Source organism: Klebsiella sp. HN106 (assembly GCF_051209435.1).
In the GTDB taxonomy this organism is placed as follows: Bacteria; Pseudomonadota; Gammaproteobacteria; order Enterobacterales; family Enterobacteriaceae; genus Klebsiella; species Klebsiella oxytoca.
Genome location: NZ_JBLURD010000332.1, coordinates 1 through 244 on the forward strand (window position 1 = coordinate 1; position 244 = coordinate 244).

1 rRNA gene is annotated in these 244 nt (G+C 52.0%); it reads right to left on the bottom strand.

The features are described from left to right. A 23S ribosomal RNA gene (locus tag ACSIPU_RS31440) occupies positions 1-244 on the bottom strand; the annotation flags it as partial.

Below are 244 nucleotides of genomic sequence, written 5' to 3' on the forward strand. Positions count from 1 at the left end.
GCACCGGGCAGGCGTCACACCGTATACGTCCACTTTCGTGTTTGCACAGTGCTGTGTTTTTAATAAACAGTTGCAGCCAGCTGGTATCTTCGACTGATTTCAGCTCCACGAGCAAGTCGCTTCACTTACCATCAGCGTGCCTTCTCCCGAAGTTACGGCACCATTTTGCCTAGTTCCTTCACCCGAGTTCTCTCAAGCGCCTTGGTATTCTCTACCTGACCACCTGTGTCGGTTTGGGGTACGA